This window comes from Streptomyces sp. MBT65, from assembly GCF_016612545.1.
Lineage (GTDB): Bacteria > Actinomycetota > Actinomycetes > Streptomycetales > Streptomycetaceae > Streptomyces.
The window spans coordinates 1-1,830 of sequence record NZ_JAENRY010000586.1; the positions used below are offsets into that span (position 1 = coordinate 1).

A 1,830-nucleotide genomic window follows, 5' to 3' on the forward strand; every position below is an offset into this window, starting at 1 on the left:
GGGTGGTGCGGTGTGTTTTGGTCTGCCGGGGCGGGGCCTTGCGCGGTAAGATCCGGACTGGACGGTTTTTATTGGGTCTTCGGGCCCGTCGGACACAGCGGACCGGGGGCGGCGATGCAGGACCGGGCGATCCTCACCCGTCAGGCGATCCTCGCCGCGGCGGCCGGGGTCTTCGAGGAACGCGGCTACCGGGCCGCGACGATCAGCGAGATCCTCGCCCGGGCGGGGGTGACCCGGGGTGCGCTCTACTTCCATTTCCCCTCCAAGGAGGATCTGGCGGAGGGGGTGATCCGCGAGCAGGACGGCCGGCTGCCCGCGGAGGTCCCCGCGTGCGCCGTCCAGCAGCTGGTGGACGGCGTGGTGCTGCACGCCCACCGGCTGCGCACCGACCCGGTGGTCCGGGCCGGTGCGCGCCTCGCGCTCGACCAGCAGGCCGAGGGGCTGGACCGCGGGGGTTCCTTCCGGCGCTGGGGCGAGGTCGGCACCGGCCTGCTGGAGCAGGCGCGCGAGCGCGGCGAGCTGCTGCCGCACGTGGTGCCGACCCAGACCGCGGGCGTCCTGGTGGGGGCCTTCGCCGGGGTCCAGGCCCTGTCCCGGTCCCTGTCCGGCTACCAGGACCTGCCGCGCCGGGTCACCGGCCTGCTGCGGCACGTGCTGCCGTCCGTCGTGATCCCCCCGGTGCTGGCCGCCGTCGACCTCTCCGAGACCCGGGGCGCCTGGGTCCAGGGACAGCTGCACGACACCGGCGGCGTGCCGGGGCCCGCGCCCCTCACCTGACCGCGCCCACGCCCCGCGCCGCATCCCCCACACCCGCGTCCGTGCCGGTGTCCGTGTGCGGTCGTCGCGTCGTGGTGCCGGAGGCCGCCCCGCTCCTGCTCCCGGTGCCGGTGCCGGGGGCCGTCGCGGTGCCGGTGCCGGGCTGTTCCTGCTGCCGGCCGCCGTCCTGGCGGAAGTAGGCGCCGAGGGCGGGGGCGAGGGGGCCGGCGCCGGCCGCCCAGGCGACGTATCCGTCCGGCCGCACCAGGACCGCCCCGCCCGGCAGGGCGGCCGGCGCCTGGACGTGCACCACCCGCAGCAGCCCGGCCCACGGCCGTGCCTGCGCCTCCCAGCGGCCGCTGCCGGCCGCCTCGGACAGCAGGAGCAGCGGCCGGCCGGCGGCCAGCAGGCCGATGACGTCGGTACGGCCCCGGGCGGTGACCAGTTCGGTGTTGGGCAGGAACCGTCCCTCCCAGGGCGAGGGATCGGCGGCGCGCGCGGGCAGCACCGTGTCCTGGGCGCTGACCATCGAGGCCAGCACCCCGCCCTCGCCCCCGTTCCCGCCCTGGCCGCTCCGGGCCAGCAGTTCGCCGAACAGGGTGCGCAGCGGGTCCAGGCCGGTGTCGGGGCGCATGAGGGCGAGCTGGGCGCGGGTGTTGTCGATGACCCGCTGCGCGGCGGGACGCCGTTCCTGGTCGTAGGTGTCCAGCAGGCCCGGCGCGGCGGCGCCGCGGACGGCCAGGGCCAGTTTCCAGCCGAGGTTGAGGGCGTCCAGCACCCCGGCGCTCAGCCCCTGGCCGCCGATCGGGAAGTGGACATGGGCCGCGTCCCCCGCCAGCAGGATCCGCCCCGCCCGGTAGGAGCGGGTGATACGGCTGAAGTCGCTGAACCGGCTCAGCCACCGCGCCCGCCCCATCGCGACCTCCCGCCCGGTGATCCAGGCGACCTCCCGGCGCAGTTCCTCCAGCGTGGGCGCCGCCTGCCGCCCGGGGTGCGCACCCGAGCAGTTCAGGGTCCGCAGACGGACCGCGCCGGAGGGGACACCCCCGCCGCCCGCGCCCCCGACCCCGGTTC

The 1,830-nt window shown here is 77.0% G+C and carries 2 protein-coding genes; one reads left to right on the top strand and one right to left on the bottom strand.

The window, feature by feature from the left end; all coding sequences use genetic code 11:
- Positions 1-114: 114 nt before the first annotated feature.
- Complete coding sequence (locus JHN63_RS50675; RefSeq protein ID WP_200691881.1) at positions 115-777, top strand: ScbR family autoregulator-binding transcription factor; 663 nt, start codon at positions 115-117, stop codon at positions 775-777.
- On the opposite strand, the gene JHN63_RS50680 is transcribed toward JHN63_RS50675, so the two are convergent.
- On the bottom strand, positions 770-1,830 hold a 1,061-nt coding region (locus tag JHN63_RS50680; protein ID WP_200691882.1), incomplete at its 5' end, for an FAD-dependent monooxygenase. The genes JHN63_RS50675 and JHN63_RS50680 overlap by 8 nt on opposite strands.